This is a genomic window from Acetobacter pasteurianus subsp. pasteurianus LMG 1262 = NBRC 106471, assembly GCF_000285275.1.
GTDB lineage: Bacteria > Pseudomonadota > Alphaproteobacteria > Acetobacterales > Acetobacteraceae > Acetobacter > Acetobacter pasteurianus.
The window spans coordinates 20,732-41,904 of the sequence record NZ_CADO01000005.1; the positions used below are offsets into that span (position 1 = coordinate 20,732).

The 21,173-nt window shown below is 48.6% G+C and carries 24 protein-coding genes, 1 tRNA gene and 1 pseudogene; 13 read left to right on the forward strand and 13 right to left on the reverse strand.

The annotated features are described in order from the left end of the window. Nucleotides 1-106 precede the first annotated feature (106 nt). The 6 genes and pseudogenes from urtA to APA10_RS14820 all read left to right on the forward strand — a co-directional run. Nucleotides 107-1,444, forward strand: a complete 1,338-nt coding sequence (gene urtA / locus APA10_RS01720) for an urea ABC transporter substrate-binding protein (RefSeq protein ID WP_199798445.1) — start codon at nucleotides 107-109, stop codon at nucleotides 1,442-1,444. 54 nt (nucleotides 1,445-1,498) lie between these two features. Beyond that, nucleotides 1,499-2,425 carry an urea ABC transporter permease subunit UrtB gene (urtB, locus tag APA10_RS01725; RefSeq protein ID WP_035365742.1) on the forward strand — a complete coding sequence of 309 codons (927 nt, stop codon included), beginning with the start codon at nucleotides 1,499-1,501 and terminating at the stop codon, nucleotides 2,423-2,425. Between the two features lie 11 nt (nucleotides 2,426-2,436). Next, the gene (gene urtC, locus APA10_RS01730) at nucleotides 2,437-3,552 is read left to right on the forward strand and encodes an urea ABC transporter permease subunit UrtC (protein ID WP_003629169.1); all 1,116 of its coding nucleotides are present in this window, start codon (nucleotides 2,437-2,439) and stop codon (nucleotides 3,550-3,552) included. 11 nt (nucleotides 3,553-3,563) lie between these two features. Further along, nucleotides 3,564-4,310, forward strand: coding sequence for an urea ABC transporter ATP-binding protein UrtD (urtD, locus tag APA10_RS01735; protein WP_003629170.1), 747 nt, complete (start codon nucleotides 3,564-3,566; stop codon nucleotides 4,308-4,310). 16 nt (nucleotides 4,311-4,326) lie between these two features. Next, on the forward strand, nucleotides 4,327-5,043 hold the full coding sequence (gene urtE / locus APA10_RS01740; protein ID WP_035365744.1) for an urea ABC transporter ATP-binding subunit UrtE: 717 nt from the start codon (nucleotides 4,327-4,329) through the stop codon (nucleotides 5,041-5,043). Between the two features lie 296 nt (nucleotides 5,044-5,339). Further along, nucleotides 5,340-5,582: pseudogene (locus APA10_RS14820) on the forward strand (transposase); the annotation flags it as partial. Between the two features lie 274 nt (nucleotides 5,583-5,856). Here APA10_RS14820 and APA10_RS14825 read toward each other — a convergent pair. The 12 genes from APA10_RS14825 to APA10_RS01805 form a co-directional block, all read right to left on the reverse strand. Next, on the reverse strand, nucleotides 5,857-6,150 hold the full coding sequence (locus APA10_RS14825; RefSeq protein WP_003629173.1) for a hypothetical protein: 294 nt from the start codon (nucleotides 6,148-6,150) through the stop codon (nucleotides 5,857-5,859). Next, a complete protein-coding gene (locus APA10_RS15080; protein WP_003629174.1) occupies nucleotides 6,125-6,286 on the reverse strand; it encodes a hypothetical protein in 162 nt (53 codons plus the stop codon). The genes APA10_RS14825 and APA10_RS15080 overlap by 26 nt, the downstream gene beginning before the upstream one ends. Before the next feature lie 823 nt (nucleotides 6,287-7,109). Then, nucleotides 7,110-7,838, reverse strand: a complete 729-nt coding sequence (locus tag APA10_RS01755; RefSeq protein WP_003629176.1) for a class I SAM-dependent methyltransferase — start codon at nucleotides 7,836-7,838, stop codon at nucleotides 7,110-7,112. Nucleotides 7,839-7,905: 67 nt separating this feature from the next. Further along, a complete protein-coding gene (locus APA10_RS01760; protein ID WP_035365745.1) occupies nucleotides 7,906-8,349 on the reverse strand; it encodes a hypothetical protein in 444 nt (147 codons plus the stop codon). 661 nt (nucleotides 8,350-9,010) lie between these two features. Further along, nucleotides 9,011-9,433 carry a hypothetical protein gene (locus APA10_RS01765; protein WP_035365746.1) on the reverse strand — a complete coding sequence of 141 codons (423 nt, stop codon included), beginning with the start codon at nucleotides 9,431-9,433 and terminating at the stop codon, nucleotides 9,011-9,013. Nucleotides 9,434-10,487: 1,054 nt separating this feature from the next. Continuing rightward, nucleotides 10,488-11,861 (reverse strand): DUF6538 domain-containing protein, encoded by a 1,374-nt coding sequence (locus APA10_RS01775; protein WP_003629178.1) that lies wholly within the window; start codon nucleotides 11,859-11,861, stop codon nucleotides 10,488-10,490. 89 nt (nucleotides 11,862-11,950) lie between these two features. Further along, a tRNA-Leu gene (locus tag APA10_RS01780) sits at nucleotides 11,951-12,037 on the reverse strand. 71 nt (nucleotides 12,038-12,108) lie between these two features. Then, entirely contained in the window at nucleotides 12,109-12,786 is a 678-nt protein-coding gene (locus tag APA10_RS01785; RefSeq protein WP_003629179.1) for a M48 family metallopeptidase, read from the reverse strand. A 65-nt stretch (nucleotides 12,787-12,851) separates the two neighbouring features. After that, a complete protein-coding gene (locus APA10_RS01790; RefSeq protein ID WP_003625594.1) occupies nucleotides 12,852-13,307 on the reverse strand; it encodes a YcgN family cysteine cluster protein in 456 nt (151 codons plus the stop codon). Next, nucleotides 13,304-13,741, reverse strand: a complete 438-nt coding sequence (locus APA10_RS01795; protein ID WP_035365747.1) for a hypothetical protein — start codon at nucleotides 13,739-13,741, stop codon at nucleotides 13,304-13,306. The genes APA10_RS01790 and APA10_RS01795 overlap by 4 nt, the downstream gene beginning before the upstream one ends. After that, nucleotides 13,723-14,835 carry an extracellular solute-binding protein gene (locus APA10_RS01800; RefSeq protein ID WP_003629181.1) on the reverse strand — a complete coding sequence of 371 codons (1,113 nt, stop codon included), beginning with the start codon at nucleotides 14,833-14,835 and terminating at the stop codon, nucleotides 13,723-13,725. Before APA10_RS01800 ends, APA10_RS01795 begins: the two co-directional genes overlap by 19 nt. Nucleotides 14,836-14,870: 35 nt before the next feature. Further along, entirely contained in the window at nucleotides 14,871-15,986 is a 1,116-nt protein-coding gene (locus APA10_RS01805; protein ID WP_003629182.1) for an ATP-binding cassette domain-containing protein, read from the reverse strand. A gap of 73 nt (nucleotides 15,987-16,059) precedes the next feature. Here APA10_RS01805 and APA10_RS01810 point away from each other — a divergent pair, with 73 nt between their 5' ends. The 7 genes from APA10_RS01810 to APA10_RS01840 all read left to right on the forward strand — a co-directional run bounded on the left by APA10_RS01810 (nucleotide 16,060) and on the right by APA10_RS01840 (nucleotide 20,456). Then, a complete protein-coding gene (locus tag APA10_RS01810) occupies nucleotides 16,060-16,362 on the forward strand; it encodes a hypothetical protein (protein ID WP_003625602.1) in 303 nt (100 codons plus the stop codon). A gap of 39 nt (nucleotides 16,363-16,401) precedes the next feature. Then, complete coding sequence (locus tag APA10_RS01815) at nucleotides 16,402-16,827, forward strand: phage holin family protein (RefSeq protein ID WP_003629184.1); 426 nt, start codon at nucleotides 16,402-16,404, stop codon at nucleotides 16,825-16,827. Between the two features lie 133 nt (nucleotides 16,828-16,960). Next, nucleotides 16,961-17,455 carry a MarR family winged helix-turn-helix transcriptional regulator gene (locus tag APA10_RS01820; RefSeq protein ID WP_003625605.1) on the forward strand — a complete coding sequence of 165 codons (495 nt, stop codon included), beginning with the start codon at nucleotides 16,961-16,963 and terminating at the stop codon, nucleotides 17,453-17,455. Between the two features lie 22 nt (nucleotides 17,456-17,477). Beyond that, nucleotides 17,478-17,672, forward strand: a complete 195-nt coding sequence (locus APA10_RS01825; protein ID WP_019088863.1) for a DUF1656 domain-containing protein — start codon at nucleotides 17,478-17,480, stop codon at nucleotides 17,670-17,672. 26 nt (nucleotides 17,673-17,698) lie between these two features. Further along, the gene (locus APA10_RS01830; protein WP_003625609.1) at nucleotides 17,699-18,610 is read left to right on the forward strand and encodes an HlyD family efflux transporter periplasmic adaptor subunit; all 912 of its coding nucleotides are present in this window, start codon (nucleotides 17,699-17,701) and stop codon (nucleotides 18,608-18,610) included. 9 nt (nucleotides 18,611-18,619) lie between these two features. Next, nucleotides 18,620-20,149, forward strand: a complete 1,530-nt coding sequence (locus APA10_RS01835; protein ID WP_003625611.1) for an efflux transporter outer membrane subunit — start codon at nucleotides 18,620-18,622, stop codon at nucleotides 20,147-20,149. A gap of 19 nt (nucleotides 20,150-20,168) precedes the next feature. Continuing rightward, nucleotides 20,169-20,456 (forward strand): hypothetical protein, encoded by a 288-nt coding sequence (locus tag APA10_RS01840; RefSeq protein ID WP_231111112.1) that lies wholly within the window; start codon nucleotides 20,169-20,171, stop codon nucleotides 20,454-20,456. A gap of 5 nt (nucleotides 20,457-20,461) precedes the next feature. On the opposite strand, the gene APA10_RS01845 is transcribed toward APA10_RS01840, so the two are convergent. Next, a complete protein-coding gene (locus APA10_RS01845; protein WP_003629186.1) occupies nucleotides 20,462-21,172 on the reverse strand; it encodes a phosphorylase family protein in 711 nt (236 codons plus the stop codon). Between the last annotated feature and the right edge of the window lies 1 nt (nucleotide 21,173).

The following is a 21,173-nucleotide window of genomic DNA, read 5'->3' on the forward strand; positions in this document are numbered from 1 at the left end:
CTCAGCTTGGACCAGAAATGGGTTGGATGTATAGTAAATAACGATTTCGAAATGAAAAGAGTTTTTTCAAGACACCATTGTACGTCAATCGACGTATGGTGAACACATGCCTACTTTCCGACAGTCACGCTATTGCCATGGAGTGTATCGGCACTCGCAGCCAAAGGTAGTAGCTCTTATGCCTGACAAAAAAACTCATCTTTTAAAATTGCAAGCTAGCCGTCGTCAGATGCTTACTGGCCTTTCGGCGCTTTCTCTCAGTCCTTTCCTGTCTCGTGTTGCATATGCAGATGCTCCATCGACCGCTGCGGTCAATACGACGGGACTGGCAGTTACAGATGATACTGTTACCGTTGGAATCCTGCATTCCATTACAGGCACTATGGCGCTGAGCGAGATCGGATCGGTTGAAGCAGAGAAGTTGGCCATTGCGCAGATTAATGAAAGTGGTGGCGTTCTGGGTCGGAAAATCAAGTTTATTCAGGAAGATGGTGCAAGCGACTGGCCAACTTTTGCAGAGAAGGCGCGCAAGCTTCTTGAAAATGACAAATGCGCATCTGTTTTTGGTTGTTGGACTTCTGCATCTCGCAAAGCTGTTTTGCCCGTATTCGAGCAGTATAATGGATTGCTTTACTACCCGACTTTTTATGAGGGGCTCGAACAGTCACGTAACGTGATCTACACCGGGCAGGAAGCTACGCAGCAAATTCTTGCTGGTCTTGACTGGATCAGCAAGGAAAAGAACGCAAAAACATATTACCTTTTGGGATCTGATTATATCTGGCCTCGAACAGCCAACAAGATCGCTCGGAAACATATTGAGAATCACCTTAAGGGATCCCGTGTTGTAGGTGAAGAATATTTCCCACTAGGAGATTCTCAATTCAATTCCGTCATCAATAAAATCAAACTCATGAAGCCCGATGTGATTTATGCGATCATTGTAGGTGGATCGAATGTAGCTTTTTACAAGCAGCTCAAGGCCGCTGGGTTGGATTTATCAAAGCACAATCTAATGACCATTTCTGTTACTGAAGACGAAATTCTCGGTATCGGCGGTGAAAATATTGCGGGAGCCTATGCATGTATGAAGTATTTTCAAAGCATTGATACGCCTGATAACAAAAAATTTGTTGCGGCTTTCAAGAAAATGTGGGGCGAAAAAAGTGTGATTGGGGATGTCACACAGGCGGCTTATTTAGGGCCATGGTTATGGAAACTTGCTGTTGAAAAAGCGGGAACTTTCGATATCAGCAAGGTTATTGATGCTTCTCCTGGGGTGGAGTTCAAAAACGCTCCAGAAGGTTACGTACGTATTCATAAAAATCATCATCTATGGAGTAAAACACTGGTTGGGCGTGCACGTACAGATGGCCAGTTTGATGTGATTTATGAAACGCCAGAGCTGATGGAGCCTAATCCGTTCCCTGTTGGGTATCAGTAAGCTGCAGCGGACATTGTTTGTTCATTTTCTCCCCTCATCAGGAGATTCTTGATTATGCTTTCGGGATACTCATTTAATGATCTGGCATCTATCTTTGTTATGCAAAGTTTTGCTGGACTCATATTATTTTCAGTTTTTCTCCTGATGGCATTGGGTCTGGCCATCGTTTTTGGCCAGATGGGTGTGATCAATATGGCCCATGGGGAGTTTATGATCCTTGGTGCTTATACCACGTATGTCTGTTCCTATATTTTTGCGCAGTGGATGCCAGCTCTGTTTGGCCTGTATTTTTTTATTGCAGTTATTTTGTCCTTTATCGTTGCAGGTGCTGTAGGCATGTTTCTGGAATGGTCATTAATACGTTTTCTCTATAAAAGGCCATTGGATACACTTCTTGCAACGTGGGGAGTGAGTTTAATCTTGCAGCAGATTTTTCGTTCAACTTTTGGGGCACGCGAAGTCGGGGTAACGCTTCCTGATTGGATGATGGGATCATGGAACCTTAGTGAGACTATTCAGATTCCTATCAATGGCATGATTGTGATTGCTATTACATTGCTAATTACCATTGTAATTTACGGTCTTCTTTACAAATCTGGATGGGGTAAGCAGGTGCGGGCTGTCATGCAGAACCGAACCATGGCTGGTGATGTGGGAATCAATACGGAGCGGGTTGATCGTTTTACATTTGGCTTAGGTTGCGGTGTGGCGGGCGTAGCTGGCGCGGCTTTCACCATGATTGGTTCCACAAGCCCTACGGCTGGTCAGCAATATATTGTGGATACATTTCTTGTAGTTGCATTTGGTGGCACAGAAAGTCTGGGTGGCACAATTGCATCTGCATTCAGTATCTCTCAAGCACGCTCTATACTCGAATTTTTCCTAAGTGGCTCCATGGCGCAAGTTCTGGTTTTGCTCACTGTCATCGGTATTCTCATGCTGCGCCCACAGGGTTTGTTTGCCCTCAAAGTTCGTCGTTAGGAGAAGGAAACATGCTCTCGCTTCAGAACCGCAAGGATATTCTTTTTCTTTCAATTCTGGCTGCCATTCTCCTAATTGTATTGCCAATGGGGTTGGATGCGTTCCGCCTTAATCTTATTGGCAAATATCTTACTTATGCTTTTGTCACGATAGGTTTGGTTGCATGCTGGGGTGATTCAGGAATTCTTAGTCTTGGTCAGGGAATATTCTTTGGGCTTGGTGGGTACTGTATGGCCATGTTCCTGAAGCTTCAGGCTTCTACGTTGGAGGCTACGAAGAACCAGTCTACACCGGGTATTCCAGACTTTATGGATTGGAACCAGATTACGGCGTTGCCGTGGTTCTGGAAGCCATTTCATAGTCTATCTTTTTCGCTTATTGCAATGATGGTAATTCCAGCAGTTCTTGCTGTTGTTATTGGCGCAGCAATGTTCAAACGTCGTGTTGGTGGAACATATTTTGCAATTATTACGCAAGCAATTGCATCTGTTTTGACTATCCTTATTGTTGGGCAGCAAGGATATATTGGCGGTGTAAATGGTATTACGGACCTTCGTACGCTTGATGGATGGGATATTCGCACAGACCATGCAAAATATATTCTATACTATGCAGGTGTTGTTTTGCTTTTAGCTTGCCTGCTTTTGTTACGTTTTGTACGCAAAAGTAAACTTGGCCGTATTCTGCGTGCAATGCGAGATCAGGAGGATCGTGTAAGATTTTCTGGTTATAATGTTGCAAATTTTAAAATATTTATTTTTGCATTGGCCGCCGCTATGGCTGGGATTGGTGGAGCTCTCTTCACGCTGGAAGTAGGGTTTATGTCCCCAACATTTGTTGGCATTGTGCCTTCTATTGAAATGGTTATTTACTGTGCTGTGGGTGGTCGCAATTCATTGGTTGGCGCCGTGTATGGTACGCTTTTAGTAAACTGGGCGCGGACAAGTTTTTCAGAGTCATTTCCTGAAATATGGACATTTGCAATGGGAGGTTTGTTTATTGCAATTGTTCTTTTTTTGCCTGGCGGGTTAGCTAGCCTTTATCAGAATTATATTGATCCATATGTCTGCCGTATTCTAAAGGGGAATGGTAGGCAAACCTCTCATACTGTAGATAAAGCAATATAAGGGGATGTGCGATGACTATACAGAATGATCCTCTACTTTCTGTTGAAAACCTCAGTGTATCTTTTGATGGTTTTAAAGCCGTTGATGACCTCTCTTTTCAGCTAGAAAAAGGAGAAATTCGGGTCATAATCGGCCCAAATGGTGCAGGAAAGACAACAGTTCTGGATTTGATTTGTGGGCGGACGAAAGCTACATCAGGATCAATCCAGTTCGAAGGGCGTGAACTCACCAGGTTGAAAGAATACGATATTGTTCGGGCCGGGGTGGGGCGTAAATTTCAAACGCCATCTGTCTATGAAGATCTTACAGTTTTTGAAAATCTTGAAATATCCTATCCATCAGGGCGAAGTGTTTTTGAGGCACTGTTTTTTAGACGAAATAAGGAAATAATCGATAGAATAAAAGAAATTTCTGAAATGATTTTTCTTGATAACCAGTTGGATAGAAAAGCTGCGGATCTGAGTCATGGTCAGAAGCAGTGGCTAGAAATAGGAATGTTATTGATTCAAGATCCTGCACTCTTGATGTTGGATGAGCCTGTTGCAGGTATGACCGTAAGCGAACGTGTGCGCACGGCAGAACTTCTTCAGCGTATTATTCAATCGCGGTCAGTTCTTGTCATTGAACATGATATGGGGTTTGTCGAAAAAATAGCCCATCGTGTTACGGTTCTTCATCAGGGACGTATTATTTCAGATGGCTCCATGGAGCATGTAAAAAATGACCCAAAAGTTGTGGAGGTGTATCTTGGACACTAAATCAGACAATGATGTCATGAATATACCAGCGCTAGGTACTCCACTTTTGGATGTACGGGGTTTACATGTGGCTTATGGGGCCAGTGAAGTTTTACATGGCGTTGATCTAAAGATTGGGCATGGTGAGATTGTGGTTCTTATGGGGCGTAATGGCATGGGAAAAACAACTCTCATGAAATCGCTTATTGGCAATCTTCCTATTCGTGAAGGTAGTATTTTTCTTGATGGTAAGCAGATTACCTACCTACCTGCTTATAAGCGTGTTGAAGTCGGCTTGGCCTATGTTCCTCAAGGGCGCATGATATTCCCTACCATGACGGTAAAGGAAAATATTGAAACAGGATTATTTGTTCGTGGGGAAAAGTCTGTTCCTGAAAATTTGTATGATATTTTCCCAGTTTTGAGAGAAATGGGATCACGAAGAGGGGGTAATCTTTCAGGTGGGCAACAACAGCAACTTGCAATTGCCCGTGCTTTAGCAACTCGCCCCAAGGTTCTTTTGCTGGATGAACCAACAGAAGGCGTACAACCTTCTATCATTCAGGAGATGGCGCATACTTTGAAAAAAATTCGTGATAATAGTGGGCTGAGTATTATGGTGTCAGAGCAAGTTCTAAGTTTTGCCCTTGATATTGCAGATCGTATTTTGGTTATTGAAGGTGGAAATATTGTACATCAGACAACAAAAGCGAATGTTGATGTTGATTTGCTTACTCGGTTTTTGTCTGTTTAGAAAATTTTTAATATTTTTCCGTACAGTAAACCAAGATGAAACGTCTGCCTTTATTTAGGCAGAGGTTTGTTTTGTATCTTCTTAGTTGTGTCATAGACAAGAACATAATCGGTACCGATGAGGTGTCTTTTCAGCGTAATGTTGTTTGAGGGAGAAAACTATTGAATATTCTTATTGTTTTTTCCATGATGTGCAGAAATTTATTTTTCTATATTTGAATTTTGAGGTGTTCCATAATTTTTTCGGTAATTCCATGCTGAATAAGCCGCATCCACGGGTAGAGAGAGTCGTCTAGAGTGATTCACCATGCTCTTGCAAGTAAGTGTCGGCCAGTAAAAGATTTTCTTCTGAGTTGTGAAGGTCATGTCGGTGGAACAGCTGCCGATAACCGTCTGTTTGTGGGAGCGGTTTTGTATCGTTACCATGCCAGCATTCCTTGGCGTAACCTGCCTGTCCATTTTGGTGACAAGAAAAACGTCCACTGGCGACTGTGTCTCTGGTGCGAAAGTGCCGTAATCGAACGGATTTTTCGGCATCTGAGGACGAACATGAAAGCAGGGAACTCCTTCTATCACTTCTATGTCCTGATGTCTGAGGTTGCAGATTTCGCCTAACCGCAGGCCCGTGAACATGCCTATTGTGATAATGTCAGCCCAAGTCCGATGTGAGACCGCAGCACCTGAATACTGTGTGCTTGCAAGTCAAAGCCAATTCTCTGTTAGTCCATCCTTTGCGTATGATCTTTTTGGTAACGTTGAAGTCCCAGTCTGTCGATAGGTTCTTATCTACAAGATCACGCTGAACAAGATGGCTTCAAAGTGAGGACATGCGCGAGAAATGGTTCTTCACTGTTTTGCCACTGACAGTTTCCTGCCCCTGCTCTTTGGCCTGAGCAATCACCACACGCAGAGGGAGAACAGTTTTTCCTTTGCCATGTGTGGCGGGCAGAGATGCCAGAAGGTCAAAAAGCTCGCCGGCCACCGTGCCTGTGATTTGTCGAATGGGTTTATCGCCGAAGGCTTCAATGAACAGATCACTGGTTTTACGGGTGGCCTTGAGTGTGTCGGGGTTTTTGGGGATGTCAGCATAGATGAATTTTTTCGCCATCACCGACAGGGGAGGACGGTTTAACAGGAATAGGCTTTTCTTCTGCGCTCACCTCTTCAAGAGGAGCGGAAGACGATGCCGGAAGGTTTCCGGCCTGCTGGGCCAGTGTCTGATTGCTGCGAATATCCACAATCATGGCCGCCGACCGGTTTGCCTCTCCTCGAAGCCTCTCTTTATTCTTTTGCACTTACGGCTGAGCCTATTTTGAGGTCCTGGGGGATGGTGCGGCGAAAATGGTAGTAAGAGCCAATGAGGCGGAGCATCTGCGTTTCCCATTCTGGGAAGACAAACGGAAAAATCCTGCAGACCCGGCAAATTCTAATTTCACTGTTATATTTCAATTGGTTAGTGGTGCGAACTGCGGGACTCGAACCCGATCGCTTTGGTCGCAACCAACTAGACAACCCATTGAAAAAGAACGATAATTTCAGACGAAATCATCCTTCGTATGGTGACTGCGGGTTCACTCTGCGGGCAAACCCGTGGAGCAGTCAAGGCAGTGGCGCGGAGTTCAATTCAGCGGACTGGAGTTGCTGAGTAATCTTTCTGAGAGTGAATGGGGTGTGTATGCAGGTTCATGCACCAGAGGCGGTCGAGATTATGGTGACACTTGCTTCAACTGGTATGGAAGAGGAAGCATTTGCTGTCTGGTCATGGCAGCATACCATTTGTCATTAAAGTTTTCTCTCCACGTTGGGGCCGCAATATTTAGGAAGCCAGCCGTGCAAACCAGCGGACACGTTGTGTCGCGAAGGTTTGCAAACTGGTCAGGGGTAAAGCAATGCTTTCCCCCCGTGAATTCACTTTTGATGCCAGTATAGGGGGAGTATAAAGTCCGATTTCAAGGAACATAAAAAAAACAGGACATTCATCCGCTTCGTGCATCAACACAGAAACTTATAAAACCATAATCAAAATAGTTGGAAATCCTGAATGTCAATTGGGCCTAATTTTCAAGGCTACTGGTTGACTTTGCGTTGGGCCAATATGGAAATAATTGCGGGCTTCGATGCGCCCCCCATGGAGAAATTAGAATTAGAAGTTCGGACATACATGAATGAACTGGCCTCATGGTTCCAATCGAGAACCTGAACATCGGTCACAGAAAATCCAGTATCTTTAAACATGTAACTTTCATACTCTTTCTTATTGCCCTCTATGATTTCGGTTTCACTGAGACCGCACGGAATGTGAGCTCTAAAAGCAGTATGAATCCACTCTACCGATGGTGCGCATAAAGGCACAGCAACCAATTTATCCTCAACATTCTCCCGATATTCTTTTGGTTTTTGATCGGGAGTGAGGTTAGAGGAAGTTCGCATGTCGTTATCGTCGGGATGGGAACCGATGAACCATCCAACGACGACTTTAGGCTCAAATGTTTGAATTGCGCTGAGTAGCTGAGGCGACGGTTCGAATAAGTCAGACTGGAAGACCTCTACATTGGCCTCATAATTTTGTAAACGGGCTTGAGCAAGGCGAATTAGATCAGGATTATTGTCGAAGGCCAAGAGTGGTCTGGTTCTCGAAAGAGCTAATGTGCCCCAGCCTGTTCCAGATCCTATTTCTAGGGTAGGTAAATCAGGAACTATTTCGCTAAGGCGTTCGTAAATTTTATCATTCTGGAATTGGAGTGATTCACGATCCCAAAATTCTGAATACTCTTTGGGGGTCATTCGCTTTAGCATTACACTTCTCCATCGAAATCCTATACTCAGAATCAAGCATAGATGATTAAAATTACGTTTTTTGTTGTTATGAATCTTGTTTCTTGAAATAATTTTTCAAAGATTCAAAAGTTTTCAACGAAACAACGAAGTGACCGATACCATCTTCGTCTTCACTCCAATCGTCAAACGTGAATAAGCAAGCATCGTCATCTCCTGTAATTTTTCTTAGGCGGCGATGAATACCGGATTGAAAAGATCCGTAGCTAGAAACACCCGTCCCATTCAATTCTCTAGCATCAACAGCAGGACCTTTATGTGCAATCACCTTCAATCCATTACGTGATGATTCTCCAAGACCAGCTACTAGTCTTTCAATCTGGTGCTCCGTCAGATCATAGACGTTATCCCAGTCATAACTTTCGTAACCTTCAGGCTTCCCTGCACCTTTAGGAAACAGAAGTTCCTGAATTTCTTGTCGCGCCGTGTCAGAAAGTGCGTTAAGGTCGTTAAGTGTGAGCGTTACTTGCATAAATAAGTTCCTCAGTTTTCAGCAGAATAGATTCCAGCTAACCTGCTTTGATTGCATTTGCCACTCCTCACCTCTCAAGCGAGGAGTGGATAGATGCGATCAATCATACCTTAGATATGATGTAAAGGTATTTTGATGGATTTTATGGATATCTAGATTTAATCTATCTATCACAGTAGGCAGATCTGACGAATAACAACAGGATAACCAGCTCTTCAATGGCTGTTTTACCCGATAAGGTAATACTCATTGAATATCTGATATGAAAGTGAAAGTCGCCCTGTATCTCTGTTTCCTTCGGTGAACAGAACGGGCGTGTCTGCCGTCGGGTTCGGCTGAGGATATTGCAACACTCATGCTCGCTTGGCAGATGTTCTTTGAAAAATATGGATGTCTGGCATTAGGCGACTACAGCCTGTCCGCTGCCATTCGTTGAGCAGACAGACTGTTTAGGGGGGGAAGCGGACCGGCATGTTTGGCCATCGTGTCGGTTGCAACAGACTGTGCGATCCCGCTGATAACGCTTCTGCTGCCGACCAAACCCTATTGTTCGGAGGCGCGTCTCGAGAATGATCGTTTTCTCCGAAGGCGGTCGCCGGAATAATGTCCATCTACTGGGCTGCTAAACAGCCTTATCTCGCGGTCTTTCGTTCATTTACACCTAAGGATCAATGGGCTGCGCGCTGGGTAGAACAGCAGAAACGTCCGAAGCATCAAAGTAATACAGGAGCGCCTTCACCGTGGGGTCGTTCCGGATGAAAGCTGCGGCGAGGCGGTGATTGCCGTTGTCAATGTGGATTGGTGATTGGTCCATAGCGTCAACGCCAAGCCGTATCCGGTAATTATCATCCGGAAGCCCGTTCTTCACGAAGAAGGCGATCCGACCGATGTGGAAGTTGCGACTGTCGGGACCGTGAAGATCGTCTTTCACGCCGTCCCAGTGCTGCGTTTCGAGATCACCTTGCGTGACAGCGCGTTTTACTTCGTCCTCTTGGATTGTCCCGCATCCCCACAACTCACCATTGAGCGGATCAACCTGTGCGCGCAACTCGGGAACAGAGATTTCAAATAGCTCAATTTTCACGCGCTGACTCCTGTGATGACGCTTTTACTTGGTAGAAACTATTAGTCTCTTGTGTTGGTAATGCCTTCTCGGTCCCCGGATTTATTGCGCACTTCAGCCGCCGACGTCCAGCAGGAACGAGTATATGAGCCATAGCTGACGACTTCCAAAAAGGTGCCAATACGGCGCGAATGACCGAAATGTAGGCGAAAAGCGCATGGCTGGATGTGTTCGTATCTTTGATTCCAGAGAGCTGACAAATGGACAGAGTGTCAGCGTATCTTTAAATAACGACCCATCGTTCACGACGTGCTGAGTCAAGGTTATCCGTATATTCATGACTTATAAAAAATTTAAATGCTATGCTATGATTGGTCGTAGCTTGCTGCACTATCGCCTTTCTGATTTTTTTGCGTTCACTCTTGAAGTCGAGAATACTACTCACATGTTTAAAATGAACCGTTCTCACTTCTATAAAGTAATAGATGAAAAAGGATTTCAAAGTGCCTAAAATCACGAAAGACGATCTAATATACGATGATTACAGTTGGAAAGCCGTGCCAGGCGACGATCCCACCAAAAAAAAGAAGATGCTAATCGCTTCAGCCGAAATGAGGGATACGAGATAATCACCTTGTTGAATTCCCTCACGGGTAAAAATCAAGCGGATCTCTCAGTTCGCACTCGACAGATCTGCGAGTGGATGATTCATGAGAAGCTCCCATCTAATATTCAAGGGCGCTCCAACGTAATTATTTGGATCGCGAACAATTACCCGGATCTTTCTCGTGAATACCCTAATTAACACTATCTTGAGATACACTGCTTAGCATTCGGAACACGACTTTAGCGGCCGAAAGCGGACAGTCAGTTTTCGGCCCAACCCGGTCGTGAGAGTTCATGCTACTTATGTCCGCTATGGGAACAGCTATTCAAGCTTACGTATGATCGAGATGTAGGCGTAAACGGTCATTAAATGAAATCTTATTTTTCTGCTTTTTAGGGGGTCAACGGGGGAAGTCTTCCCCCTTGCCAGATGTCGAATGGGTAGCCATTCGACACTGCTGGCTCCCTTTTAAATAGTCAGGTTTGCAAAGGCTGTTTCCGGGTAGCTGATTGCCTCTATGGTTTGCTTGAGGTTGGCTGTTGAAATGCCAGTCAGATAGGTTGTGGTCCCTTGCCTCTTGTGGCTGGCTTCATGTCCCAACAGGCAATCAATCCATATCTCCCGAATATCAGTATGGGCGTTTCTGAGTTGGGTCGATACCGTGTGCCGAAACGAGTGAAAGGTGATTTCAGCAGGCAGGCCGATACGGGTCTTGAGTAAAGAAAACGCTCGTCCCAGTGCTGCACCCCTGACACCCTGTTTCGAAGTTTCCAGACCGGGAATGAGGTAAGGGCCATCAGTGGTATCCTTAAGGGCCAGAACTCCTACGTCAATCAGTTTTGAATGGACAGGCACAATGCGGGTGCCAGCTTCCGTCTTAGGTGCCCAGCCGGTTTCGGTATGTGGTCTGACAAGAAAGCACGGAACTCCGTCAACGGTCTGGAGGTCTTTTTTCCGCAGGGTACAGATTTCGCCCAGCCTCATACCAGAATAGGCTGCAATAAGGGTGACCAGTCGGAAGGTCTGTTCTGGCACAGATGCGCTGTGCCATGTGGCAGCGGCCAGCAAATCCAGTTCTCTGGCAATCCAACTTCTTCTTATGGTTTTCTGTCCATTCTCAAAATTCCAGCCCGTCCACGGGTTGCGTGTGACCAGTTCCCGCTGGTGTAACTGGTTCCAAAGCGCAGAGAGGCGCATCATATGGTTTTTGACACTCTTACCGCTCAGGGTTGGTAAACCTTCTTCTCTGGCTCTCTGAGCCTCTTCCTCAAGGGTAAGAGTGCTCTTGCGTTTGCCTAGTGATGCTGGGAGCGAAAACAGGAGGTCTCGAAACGCTCCGGCCTTTTCGCCGCCTATGATAGACGCGGGAGCATCGCCAAAGGCCTGTAAAAACAAGCCTACTGCCCGCTGGGTGGCTTTTTTGGTGTCAGCGCTGGCATGGGGATTATTCAGCACGAAGCGTTTCAGCGCACCGGAAAGCATCATGGGTTGGGCTTTGGGTGTCTTGGCTGGTTTCTTTATTGTCCGGGGTCTTGGCCTTGGTGCTGAAACTGGCGCGGACCCCGTTTCCTGAGCAGATGAAGGCAGGTTCACGCTCTGCAAATCCCGCAGTGAACCCCGCAGACCCTCAAGCCTGCTTAAAGCATCCGGTTCCGCCAGTGCAGAATGGGCCTGCATGAACAGTTCAGTAGTTCTGGCGTGAAGCAGAGAAGCGCGTTTGCGGGCTTCGTTCTGGTAGCCGGTTTTCAGGGAAACCCAGATTTCCCGCCGATTTAAGGCTGCTCGCAGGGCAGGGGGAACGATACGGCGGAAGTGGTAAGTAGTGCCTCGGACACGGAGCATAAAATCTTCCCTCGGTGGGGAAGGACGATGGAGCAAAGACAGCCTTTGCCCCTCATTCAGCCGAAAAATCGTGCTATTTCAGGTGTCTGTGGTGCGAACTGCGGGACTCGAACCCGCACGCCCTTTACGGACTGGAGATTTTAAGTCTCCTGCGTCTACCATTCCGCCAAGTTCGCGCAGATGCCATGGTGCATCTATGGTGGTTGAAAGCGTTTTAGCATGGTCGGAGATAACTGCAACAGCATGTTTATCGAACAGCTTGTAAAACAGGTCCAAAATGTTGCAGCCAGTTTTCTGCTTGCTGTCTGTGAGGAGTTAATGTGTCGACCATTTTCCAGAATTGGATACTATGGTTCATATGCTGCAGATGGCTTAATTCATGGGCAATCAAATAATGGCGTACAAAAAATGGTGCCATTATTAGGCGCCAAGACAACATTATACGCCCCGAAGATGAACAACTGCCCCAGCGGCTGGATGTATCGCGCACATCTAAACGTTTAGGGGTAAGCCCAACAGTGTGGGCGAGATGGTGCATTTCTTGAGCAAGAACTCTCGCTGCATGTTGTTTGAGAAAGTCTTCTACGCGGCGCGCAAGAAAAGAGGGATCTCCACTTACAAAAAGGCACTCATTTTCTAGCCATGCACCTCCTCTGCGGTCTGGTGCATGACAAATTGTATAGTTCTTATCTTGAATAGGGATATTGGAGCCGATAGCAAAGCGCGGTGTTTGTACTAATTTTTCAAGGCGCGTTGTAATCCATTGCGTCTGTTTTTGCACAAATGCCAAGGCCTGTGTGTAGGGAAAACCTTTGGGTAAAGTAACAAGAATAGCCTGTTCTTTTGCAGAAATCCGTATGATGCAGCTTTTGGCTTTGGTTGAAATGCGCCAGATTATTTTGGCAGCACCATACCCTTCCAACATAATCGTATCTGGCCAAGAGGGATTTTCTTTACAATTCAAGAAAACATCTTTCTGGGCAAAGATTTTTAATGAGATTCCTCAGCAGGAAGGCCAGGCCAACTGACGATGTAATCTTCCAGTGCACCTGCGCGTCTTTCACTTATGCAACGTCCGGCAGCAGATTCACCAGAAGAAATAACAGATTCCGCTGTATGCGTTAGCAATGGGTGCCACTGTGGCAGACCGCGCCCTTCTGAAAGGCGGCGATATGCACAGTCTGGTGGCAACCAATCAAGTTCAGGAATCATCTTTGGTGTCAGAGTAATGCAATCTTGCACTTTGCGGTGGCGTTGTGCGTAATCTGTGCACTGGCAGGTTTTAACATCCAGCAGACGGCACGCAACAGATGTGTAATGTAGTTCTTCTGTGTCATCATCACGCAGTTTGTGCAAACAGCAGCGTCCGCATCCATCGCACAGACTTTCCCATTGCTCTGTAGTCATTTCTGTAAGTGGGGTTGTTTCCCAAAAAGGTGCTGTCATTGTGCGATGCCAAAAAAGAGGGAAAGAAAGCAGCTTGCTATTAAAGGTTTTTTAAGAAGGGGCCAGATAATAAGCTGTAGGCATGTGCTTCTGTTGGCTCCCAATTCACGTGCTGTTGCGCCCCATGCTTCTGGTAGGGTTTCGAGTTTGGCCAGCGGCCAAAGGGCAAGCAGGGGCAGGCTTAAAGCACCCTGTAAAAAAGGAGTATAAGGTGCGTTAAGAACAACAGGCAGAAAAATACCAAGAACTGTTGTGGGAATAAACAACATAAAGAATGAAATATAAAAAATGCGCCCTGCATGTGTGGCAAATGCCAGCATGAGCAGAACAAACATAAGAAACATGCTGGTCATGCTTATGCAGGTAAATCCCCATATAAAGGAATAGGGTAATGGGATATGCATCAGAGAAGGGATCACTTGCGGAGCGCCCATTGTTCAAAATGTTCTGCAATGATGTTTAAGTGATTTATCCAGAAGATATCATCAACAACAAGTGGCGCAGCCAGATGGCGTAAATTGTTATCCACCGCCATATCTTTCATGGATGGTAAAGACGGCCACGCGTTAGAAAACGCTTGCTGCTGCTGTGCCTGATCAAGCCATGATACAAAACTAAGTGCGGCAGCCGTGGAGGCAGAACTATGCGGCACACCCCATCCGTAACGTATCTGCAGGCGTTGCTGCCAACAAATGCCAAACCGTTTGGTATCACCCGCGGTTGTGTTCAGCATTTCCCCTGTAGGAGCAAGCCCCATAAGAGCGCCGCCGCTTTTTAAAATCTGTGCGGCTTCTTCCGGAGTGGACCACCACACAATATAAGGCCGTAACTGGTCCAGTTTGCGGAAGGCGCGCATTAGCCCGTCTTGGGTGTTGAGGGTACGGTACACCATTTCAGATGGTACGCCATCAGCCAGCAGAGCGATTTCCAGCGTGGTGCGGGGGTCGCGTCGCAGGCTGCGCCGTCCCGGGTGGCGAGCCACATCCCAAAAATCAGCCCAGTTGGGGGGCGTATCAAAACGCGAGCTATCCCACGCAATGGCGTAATCAATGCTGGTTGAATAATTGGGTTGTGCTGCATCTTCAGGCAAAGGGGCAAGCAAGCCTGCGCTGCCACCTAGCGCCAGACTGCTGTTTTCCATCATGACCGCAGCCCAATGTTTGGGGTTGGTTTTTTCCTGCTGTTGAAGGGCGGTCAGAGAACCGTCCCATCCAGAGGTGATGATGCGGTGATGTGTCTGGCGCGTATATCCGGCAAAAAGGATTTTTTTCTGTATCTCACAAATCCTGCCTGAAAATGTCAGCACCCTTAAACCGGTGTCTGTATGTGCAACCGTATGTCTGCGCACAGAGCGCGCCTGAACTATTTGAGGGGCAAGAGAGATTACGCCGCCGCCCAACCCAGCCAGAAGGGCTTTCCGTCGGGAGATGGTCCCGGCAGAAGGCTCTTGTTTCCGAGAGTGGGGTGACGGTGTCCCGCTGGAGCGACCGTGCAGGAAAGAAAAAGAAAACAGGGTAACCTCGCGCATAAAGTGCAGCCAGATAAAGGCAGATGAGTTTAGCCTTATTTTGCATCCATCGGAAAGGCGATAGCGTTCTGTGGTTGCCAGGCCAATATGGCCTTGTTGCCGGGGCGGAGTTCACGCGGCAAATGGACTAATGGCCGATGCGCTATAATTTCTGTTCCATCCAAGGTGCGAAAGCGCATGGCAATAGCGTGGCCAATGTGGTGAGCCGAAACAAGGGTGCAGACAATATCTGTTTTATCTTCGATTTCCATAACGCCAGAACGAGGAAATAGAACAGAAAGACGGTCAGGTAGGATGCAAATGCTGGCAAGGTCATTTTCTTCCAGATTGTAATCGGCCACGGCTTCCACTGTTTCGCCCGATGGTAGACGCAATTCGGCAATGTCATTTTCTATAAGAAGTACCTTGCCGCTGATAACATTGGCATCGCCAAACTGTTCCGCCACGCTCAGGCAAGCCGGACGGTTTAGAAGGGTGGCAACATCTCCTATCTGTAACAGGGTGCCGTTTTGCATAACGCCAATCTGGTCTGCCGCCATCATGCAATCCTGCTTCTGCCGTGAAAGCAGTAGAATACTCAAGCCTATGGCGTGGCGTAACCGGTCCAAAAACGTGATTGCACGCCGGATGGTGGGCTGATCCATTTTTTCGAAAGGCTGGTTCAGAACCACAACCTCAGGCTGTGTAATCAGGGCACGGGCAAGCTGAGTGCGAAATATCTGTTCCGCATTGAGTGTGCGTGCCGGTTGGGCACGCAGGGCTTCCAACCCTGTTAGGGCCAGTATTTCAGCCCCGCGATGTGAGACCTCAGCTTTATGGAGTGTGCCACTGGCGCGGAGGGGCAGGAGAATGTTGTCCAAAACGGAAATATGCGGAAACAAGGGCGCATGCGGGCCTATTGTTGCCAGTTTTTTATGGCCTGATGTGTCGAAGTTATATGGTGTGCCGTTAATTTCTATCTGCTCAACCGTACAGGGGCGTCTGCCAGCCAATGTTTCTGCCAGACAGGTCAGATCCTCATTGTCCTGCCCGATTCCCAGTATGGCTGTGCAGCTTCCCGCCGGTAGAGAAAGCGTGAGCGGTTGTGCGTTATGAAAGAACGCCAGATTGTGAACCGCCAGTGCTGTGGATGAGCCATGCGTGGTATGCATGCAACTATGTCCCTTTCCGTGGGTTAGAAGTAAAGTGCACTATATTTCAGGCAGGTAAACGGAGGTTTCTTTCATGTCTTCAGATAAAATCAAAGAAGTAAAAGCAGCAGGCGAAGCCGCAGCCGACACGGCACGGGACGAATTGGAAGCCGTAAAAGCACATCTTGAACGCCTTGTGACCCAGCATCTGGTGCCAGCACTGGGCCGTGCAGGGGATAAAGCCGGCACGCTGAAGGAGCAGGCGGTTGCCAATGCGCGCGAACTGGCCGATCATGCACAAAGCGATCTTGCTAAGCGTAATCGTGGTCAGTCTTCCTGGTTGTCCATTGCCATTTCCGGCGTGGTGGGCTTTATCCTTGGGCGTCTGTCACGCTGACGCTTGTGCGTCATCTGAACAAAGGTAGCCTCGGAGCCCATGCGTATCTTTGATCTTGGTAAATCCGCCCTGAATGCTCAGTCCAACCTGATGCAACAGATGGCCATACGATACGGCAAGCAGGCCGTATTGTTGGCAATGGCGGCAGTATTTGGACTATTTGCCCTGATTACAGGGCATGGGCTCCTTTGGGTGCTTTTGGTTTTTGTAGGCCATTTTGGCCCAGTGGGTGCGGCCTTTACAGTATTCGGTCTGGATCTCTTTGTAGCTCTGGTTTGCGTACTGTTTGGCCGCCGCTCTTATCTGACAGTTCAGGAAGTGGAAGCCCGCATTGCCCGTGACCGCAACATCACCATGATGCGCGACTCCATGACCATGGCAGCTGTAACGGCAACCGTTGCAACAGCTATGGGCCGCGGCGGATCTCGCAAAGTGTGGGACGTTGTACGGCGGAAAAAGGACTGAAATCGTCCACTCTGGACGAAACCATAGGTTCCATTCCAAATTTGCATTGGCGCGCAGGATTTTTTCTGTAAATGATGGCGCTGTCTTTCGTGAGTGTGCAAATTGTTTGCACGCTCACTAGTGTGGGTAGGGAATGGAACCGAATCATCATCCCGTTATGGCCAATGAGCCCCGCCGTTTCTTTGGATACCGGCTGGCGCGTCTTGCTGCTGTGTGGCGGCGGGAGATTGATGCCGATCTGCGGGCCTTTGGCCTGACAGACGCCACATGGCGGCCCATTTATTATCTTAACTTCTCCAAAACACCCATGCGCCAGACAGATCTGGCCCGCTCCTTGTCCTTGGAAGCCCCTTCACTGGTGCGGCTTCTAGATGTGCTGGAAAAGCGCGGCTACGTAGTGCGTGAAACGGATGAAGAAGATCGCCGCTCCAAACTGGTAAGTATTACGGAAGAAGGGCGCAGTGTTGCGGCTCTTGTCAGCCGTGTGGCTGATGAAGTGACAGCCCGCCTGACTGAAGATGTTTCCACCGAAGAGCTGGAAGAATGCTGCGGCGTTCTTGACCGGGTTGAGCAAGCCGCCCAAAACCACCGGGACACCGTTGGTGGTGATAAAAGAGGCATGCGGTAATGCCAGTTTCCAGAACAGTGCCATGCTAGCTGAATTCAATATTTTTGGTGTTTTTATTGCACCTATTGTCGTGTACGCCCTAGCGGCGCTGCCGATTACAATGTTTGTTCGCTTCGTGTTGTGGTGGAGCGGCCTTCTGGGCTGGTTCTGGCATATCGCGTTGTTTGAAGTATCGTTATACGTCAGTATCCTTTGCCTGCTGATCCTCTACGTCTGACCCGAAAAGGCTTTTGAGTCTCCGCAATGCCCCTTCTGCGCACCCTGATACGAGTTGTTCTGACCCTTGCGGTCGTCTCACTGGCCATCGTTCTGGGGATTACCCTGTGGAACGTGTATATGATTGCACCCTGGACCCGAGATGGCCGTGTGCGTGTGTACGTTGTAGACGTGGCGCCTGAAGTTTCCGGCACCGTGGTGCAGATTCCCATCGTGGATAACCAGTTCGTGCATAAGGGCGACCCCCTGTTTGTGCTCGATCCGGTGCGTTTCCGTCTTGCTATCCGTGAGGCACAGGCCCGGCTTGATGGCGCATTGGAAGATTTGAAGCTGAAACGCAACGATGCCCGCCGCCGTATGGGCTTGGGTGGCATTGTGTCGGCCGAAGAACAGGAAGTCTTTAACTCTAATGTGGCAACGCAGATTGCATCTGTTGATGCCGCACGTGCTGCCTTGGATGTGGCTAAACTGAACCTGCAGCGTTCGGTTCTGTATTCTCCGGTAAATGGTTACATCACTAACCTGAACTTGCGAGTGGGTGATTACGCGTCTGCCGGGCAGGCCCGTATGGCTGTTATCGATTCCGACTCCTACTGGGTTTACGGGTATTTCGAAGAAACAAAGATGTGGGGCGTACACGTGGGTGATGAAGCCCGCGTTAAGCTGATGGGCTATAAGCCGATCCTTACAGGCCACGTTGTCAGCATCGCACGTGGTATTAACGATACCAACGGCACACCGGATAAGCTTGGGCTACAGGATGTAAATCCGATCTTCACCTGGGTACGTCTGGCACAGCGTATTCCCGTACGTATTCACATTGACCACGTGCCCGATAGTGTCACGCTGGCAGCAGGTATGACGGCAACTGTGAGCGTAGGCCCTGAACCCAGAGGCCGCCGCGGAAAGTTGACGACCTGGCTTCAAGATCATCTGTAAGCGCAGGACATGAGACAGAACATGAAGGGTCGTCGTCGCCTTGGGCTGTTTCTGGCAACATCCATGTTGTTGTCAGCCTGTACCGTAGGGCCAAATTATCAGCCAGACCGCATGAAGGTTCCGGCAGCGTTCAAGGAGACGGAGGAAGAAGAGCATCCGGCTACACCTGAAGAGATCGAACGCACCAATAAGGAAATGACGGAATGGTGGTCTTTGTTCAAAGACCCCATTCTGACCCGGTTGGTAGAGGATGCCATTAAGGGCAACTACGATCTGCAGATTGCCGGGCAGCGTATTCTGGCCGAACGGGCTATTCGTGATCGGTCTGCCGCGCAGTGGTATCCGCAAATGGATGCCAATATGGGCGGTGGTGATGTGCGCTATTCCATCAACATCGATAACTGGCCACTTCGCCCTGGCAATGCAGCTAACAGGCCAGAAGCCTCCATGCTCACCTATGGTGTCATGGCATCGTGGGAGCTGGATATGTTCGGGCGTATCCGCCGAGATGTGGAAGCGCATGAACATCAGGTTGAAGCCAATATTGAAGGCCGCCGCGCACTGCTGATGGGGCTGCTGTCCGAGCTTGCGTCCGACTATATGTTGCTGCGCGTAACACAGCTTCAGATCAAAATTGCCACAGATAACATTCGCGTTGCCAAGGATGCGCTGGACCTGACCAACAAGCTGTATCTGGAAGGTGTGGGCAACACCTTGCAGATTGCACAGGCTCAGGCAGAAATGGATGCGCAGATTGCTGCGCGTGAGCCGCTTAAAACACGTGTTTCACAAGTAACGCATGCCATTGCCGTGTTGTTGGGCAAAATGCCGGGTGAGCTGGAAGAGGAGCTGAAGATACCGCGGCCTCTGCCAATTGTGCCGGAATTTCCTGCCACACTGCCATCCATTGTTATTGCCAACCGCCCGGATATTCGTATGGCAGAGCGGCAATATGCTGTAGCCACCGCTCAGATTGGTGTGGCTGTTGCCAACCTGTATCCACACTTTGTGGTGCCGCTCACCTTTAACCCCAATGCATCCGCCATGTATCAGGCGTTTCAGGCAAATGCCATGAGCTGGCAGTTCCTGCTGATGGCCAGCATGCCATTGATGCACGGCGGCAAGATGACGGCAGAAGTTCGTGCAGCACAGGCTGCGGCAGAAGCCGCACGTCTGACATATCGCCAGACAGTGCTGCAGGGCTTTAAGGAAGTAGAAGATGCCATGGCTGCATGGCATGATGACATTGAATATGCCGAACAACTGCATAAAGCCGCAGAAGATAGTGCAACTGCCAGTGAGCGCGCGCGTAAACTCTATGGTGCTGGTCTGGTAGGATTTTTGGAAGTGCTGACAACCGAACGCACAACCTTGAACGCGCAAAACATGGAGGCGCTTGCCAAGCTGGAACGTCTGCGTGATGCGGTAAATCTGTACACGGCTCTTGGGGCTGGGTGGAAAGGTGTCGCCCTTACCAACACCACTTTGCCCGTATCACTTGAAACGCAGAACTTCCTTGCCCGTGCCTTCAAACAGTAATCCAAATCAGAAAAGCGCCTTGGCGTCACCTTACGTCAGGCGCATTCTGCTCATTGCTTTGTTAGTGGGCGGTGGCTTTACGCTGATGTGCTTTACCGGCTGGATGGCGGTAGCATATAGCCATCCGCAAGATAGCTGGGCCATGCTGGCTTTCCGATGGGTGTTCCCTGTTTCAGGCGCTATCATGGTAGCGGCCGGGTTTGTGTTTCTCAATCGCCCGGTCCCACAGAATGTCTGGGAAAGTTTTGAAGCGTCCTCCGATGATGAGGACGCAGATGAAATTGTATCCAATATGGACGGACGCTAAGCGAATTAGCTGCCAGCAAGCCGTTTGAAAGCTGGCATTTGTGCCTGTGCCGTTAGAAACGAGATCATGGCCTTACGTGCCAAAGCGGCATCCTGCCCAAGGCGGATAAGCCCACCAATCTGTGTTGGGTGGCGCACGACATCACATATCAATTTGCCGATTTGCAGCCCCCCTTCAGGAGAAAGAACAGATCCTGCAATGGGAGGTAGGGAGCGGTCTGCCGGATCGCACACAACCCGCAGTACCGCAAAAGGCAGACCAGCCTCTTCTGCTGCCTTGGCGAGGAAACCACTTTCCATATCCAATGCTGGGCAGTGAGACTGCGCAAAAAGCTGTGCCTTATGGGCCGCATCCATCACAACAGTATCACTATGCAGCAGCGTACCACCCTGTACACCAGCCTGATCTCCTCCCAGAATATGGCGTAAGGTAGCATCACACACGGTATCTGTGCCCCAGCAGGAAACCTTTTCAGGAATAACAATGGTGCCAGCAGATAACGCTGGGTTTAGCCCCGCTGCCAAGCCAAAGGAGAGCAGGCAATCAGCCCCGCTGGCTACTAATCTGGCTGCTTCCCGCTTTGCCCCTGCATGTGTGGCACCACTGGCAGCAATGGCAGCATGGGGGAAAATAGTGCGGATAAGGCGTGCTTCCGCTTTTAACCCCACCAGAATACCGGGGCGAGATGGGGAAGGCTGGGCGGAAGCTGATGTCATT